This is a genomic window from Phenylobacterium sp. (genome assembly GCF_044372605.1).
Lineage (GTDB): Bacteria > Pseudomonadota > Alphaproteobacteria > Caulobacterales > Caulobacteraceae > Phenylobacterium.
The window spans coordinates 1-3954 of sequence record NZ_JBILRO010000284.1 but is presented as its reverse complement, the minus strand read 5'-3'; the positions used below and the strand labels follow the sequence as shown (position 1 = coordinate 3954).

Sequence of the window (3954 nt, the reverse complement as noted above, 5' to 3'; positions counted from 1 at the left end):
GTCCGGCGGCCAGATCAAGACATCGATCGTCTTCCGTGGGCCGAACGGGGCGGCGGCCCGGGTGGGCGCGCAGCACAGCCAGGACTACGGCGCCTGGTACGCCCATGTACCCGGCCTGAAGGTCGTGGCGCCCTACGACAGCGCCGACGCCAAGGGGCTGATGAAGGCCGCCATCCGGGACCCGAACCCCGTGGTCTTCCTGGAGCACGAGATGCTCTACGGCCAGGAGTTCGACGTGCCCGAGGGGATCGACTGGGTCGTGCCCATCGGCAAGGCCAAGGTCCGCCGCGAGGGGACCGGTGTCACCCTGGTGGCCTATTCGCGCATGGTGGGCTTTTGCCTGCAGGCCGCGGAGAAGCTGGTCGAGGAGGGGATCGACGCCGAGGTCATAGACCTTCGGACGCTGCGCCCCATGGACACCGAGACCATCGTCAACTCCGTGAAAAAAACCAACCGTCTGGTCACGGTGGAGGAAGGCTGGGGCCCCATGGGCGTCGGCTCCTACATCTGCGCCAAAGTGGTCGAGGACGCCTTCGACTACCTGGACGCCCCGCCGGCCCGGGTCTGCCAGGAAGACGTGCCGCTCCCCTACGCGGCCAACCTGGAACTGCTGTCCATGCCGTCGGTCGAGAAAATCGTCGCGGCGGCGAAAGCGGTGAGTTACCGGTGAGTGAACCCTTCGCCTGGCGCGCTGGCGGCTGCCATTGCGGCGGGGTCCGTTTTGAGGTGGCCCTCCCGGCGCAGGTCGAGGCGCAGAGCTGCAACTGCTCGATGTGCGCCAGGACCGGCTATGTGCACCTGATCGTGCCGGAGAGCCGGTTCCGGCTGACCAAGGGCGCCGAGCGGCTGGTCGAGTACACCTTCAACACGCGCGTGGCGAAGCACCTGTTCTGCGCCGAATGCGGCATCAAGAGTTTCTACCGGCCCCGATCAAATCCGGACGGCTGGAGCGTCAACGGCCGCTGCCTCGACGGTGTCGACGACCTTGAGCTGATCATCGAGGCCTTCGACGGCCAGAACTGGGAGGCCAATGCGGCGTCCCTTTCCCATCTCTCCAAGGAGCCCGCATGACGGACATCCTCATGCCCGCCCTGTCGCCCACCATGGAAGAGGGCACGCTGGCGAAATGGCACGTGAAGGTCGGCGACAAGGTCTCGTCCGGCGACGTGATCGCCGAGATCGAGACCGACAAGGCCACCATGGAGGTCGAGGCGGTCGATGAGGGCGTGGTCGAGGCGCTGCTGGTGGCCGAAGGCACCGAGGGCGTGAAGGTCAATGCGACCATCGCCCGACTGGCCGGTGAGGCAGGCGCTGCCAATACCTCCCCTGCGACAGCGGGGGAGGGGGACCCGAAGGGTGGAGGGGGCGCTGCCGCCGCACCTGCGCCTGAAAAACAAGTCGCCGCACCAGCCCCTACCGCCCCCTCCACCGCTTCGCAGTCCCCCTCCCCGGTTAACGGGGGAGGAACAGCGCGCATCTTCGCCTCGCCGCTGGCGCGTCGGATCGCCGAACAGAAGGGCGTGGACCTGGGGTCGGTGAGCGGGTCTGGCCCGCATGGCCGGATTATCAGGGTCGATGTCGAGGCCGCAAAACCCGGCCAGACAAAGGCGGCAACGCCTTCAGCCGCCCCAGCCGCTGCGCCGACAGCTGCCGCCCCGCGTCAGGTCCAGAGCCTCGAGCAAATGGGCATAGCGCCCGGAAGCTATGACTTGATCCCGCTGGACGGCATGCGCAAGACGGTCGCACGGCGGATGACCGACAGCTTCCGTGACGTGCCGCACTTCCCGCTCAGCATCGACATCGAGCTGGACGAGCTACTGGCCGCCCGGAGCAAGATCAACGCCATGCTGGAGAAGCAGGGCGTCAAGGTCAGCGTCAATGACATGATCATCAAGGCCGCCGCGGTCGCGCTCATGCGGGTGCCGGAGGCCAACGCCTCCTACACGCCCGAAGGTATCGCCATGCACCACCACGCCGACATCGCCATGGCTGTGGCGGTGCCGGGCGGCCTGATCACCCCGATCATTCGCAGCGCCGAAACCAAGGGCCTGGCGCAGATCGCCACCGAGGCCAAGGACCTGGCCGAGCGGGCGCGAACCAAGAAGCTGAAGCCTGACGAGTTTCAGGGCGGCACCTTCTCTGTCTCCAACCTGGGCATGTTCGGGATCAAGAGTTTCGCTTCGATCATCAATGAGCCGCAGGGCGCGATCCTGTCCGTGGGCACCGGCGAGAAGCGGCCTGTGGTACGGGGCAACGAGCTGGCCATCGCCACGGTGATGACGGTGACCCTCACTTGCGATCACCGCGTCGTGGATGGCGCGACCGGGGCGCGCTGGCTGGCGGCCTTCAAACCGCTGCTGGAAGATCCCATCACCCTGATCGTGTGAGTGAGACCATGAGCAAGTTCTACGACTTCAGCGCCGAGACCCTGGATGGCAAGCCGGTGCCGCTCAGCGACTATCGGGACAAGGTGGTCCTGATCGTCAACACGGCCAGCAAGTGCGGTTTCACGCCCCAGTACGACGGCCTGGAGCTGTTGTGGTCGAAGTATCGGGATCGTGGCCTCGTGGTGCTGGGCTTCCCCTGCAACCAGTTCGGCGCCCAGGAACCGGGAGACGCTGCCGAGATCGCCAGCTTCTGCTCACTGACCTATGAGGTCGATTTTCCCATGATGCGAAAGATCGACGTGAACGGGCCGGCCGCCCATCCGCTCTATGCATGGCTGAAGACGAAGAAGAAAGGCGTGCTCGGCACGTCCGGCATCAAGTGGAACTTCACCAAATTCCTGATCGACCGCAGCGGCAAGGTCGTGGATCGCTTCGCGCCGACTGTGGAACCGAAGGCGCTCGAGGGCGCGATTGAAAGGCTGCTCTGATGGCTGACGCCTTCGATGTTATCGTCATCGGGTCCGGCCCGGGCGGCTATGTGACGGCGATCCGCGCCTCGCAGCTGGGCATGAAGGTCGCCATTGTGGAGCGCACCGAACTGGGTGGAATTTGCCTGAACTGGGGCTGCATTCCCACCAAGGCGCTGCTCAAATCCGGCGAGATGTACGAGGCACTGGGTCACCTGGGCGACTATGGCCTGTCGGTGGAGAAGCGATCGTTCGATTTCAGCGCGGTGATCGGGCGCTCACGCAAGGTGGCGGCCCAACTGAACGCCGGCGTCACCTTCCTGATGAAGAAACACAAGATCGAGGTGGTCGTCGGCACGGCCAGGCTCGAACAAGGGCAGGGCGCGCCCACAGTCGTGGTCGGCGCGCGCAAGCTGACCGCCAAGCATGTGATCGTGGCGACCGGCGCGCGGGCCAGGACCATTCCGGCCATCGGGCTGGAGCCGGACGGCGAACGCATCTGGACCTATCGCGAGGCCCTGGTGCCCATGGCCGCGCCGAGGACCATGGTTGTCATCGGGTCCGGGGCCATCGGCATGGAATTCGCCAGTTTCTACAGGGCGTTGGGCTCGGAAGTTACGGTCATTGAAATGCTGCCGCGCATCCTGCCCGTGGAAGACGAAGAGGTCTCCAGGGCGGCGCACAAGGCTTTTGAAAAGCGCGGGATCAAGTTCCGGGTCGGCGCGGCGGTGAAAAAGCTGGTCAGGACCAAAACAGGCGTCGCGCTCGAGATCGAGACGGGCGGCAAGGGTGAGACGCTTGAGGCCGACGTCTGCATCGTCGCGGTCGGCATTGTAGGCAATGTCGAAGGCATGGGCCTTGAGGCTCTGGGCGTGAAGATCGACCGCACCCACATCGTCACAGACGGCCACGGCGGCACGGGCGTGCCGGGACTTTACGCCATCGGCGACGTCGCGGGGCCGCCCTGGCTGGCGCACAAGGCCAGTCACGAGGGTGTTCACTGCATCGAGCATATCGCTGGCCTGAAGCCGTCGAACCTGACATCCCCGATCCCCGGCTGCACCTACACAAACCCGCAGATCGCCTCAGTGGGCCTCACC

Annotated in this window: 5 protein-coding genes; all 5 read left to right on the top strand. The window is 65.5% G+C overall.

What is annotated here, in order from left to right; genetic code table 11:
* A partial coding sequence (locus tag ACIQ42_RS16790; protein ID WP_397423387.1) for a pyruvate dehydrogenase complex E1 component subunit beta occupies nucleotides 1–670 on the top strand: 670 nt, incomplete at its 5' end.
* Nucleotides 667–1071, top strand: coding sequence for a GFA family protein (locus ACIQ42_RS16785; protein WP_397423386.1), 405 nt, complete (start codon nucleotides 667–669; stop codon nucleotides 1069–1071). The genes ACIQ42_RS16790 and ACIQ42_RS16785, both read left to right, overlap by 4 nt.
* Complete coding sequence (locus ACIQ42_RS16780; RefSeq protein ID WP_397423385.1) at nucleotides 1068–2387, top strand: pyruvate dehydrogenase complex dihydrolipoamide acetyltransferase; 1320 nt, start codon at nucleotides 1068–1070, stop codon at nucleotides 2385–2387. The genes ACIQ42_RS16785 and ACIQ42_RS16780 overlap by 4 nt, the downstream gene beginning before the upstream one ends.
* A gap of 8 nt (nucleotides 2388–2395) precedes the next feature.
* Nucleotides 2396–2875 (top strand): glutathione peroxidase, encoded by a 480-nt coding sequence (locus tag ACIQ42_RS16775; RefSeq protein WP_397423384.1) that lies wholly within the window; start codon nucleotides 2396–2398, stop codon nucleotides 2873–2875.
* Nucleotides 2875–3954: dihydrolipoyl dehydrogenase (locus ACIQ42_RS16770; RefSeq protein WP_397423383.1), on the top strand; the 1080-nt coding region annotated here is incomplete at its 3' end. The genes ACIQ42_RS16775 and ACIQ42_RS16770, both read left to right, overlap by 1 nt.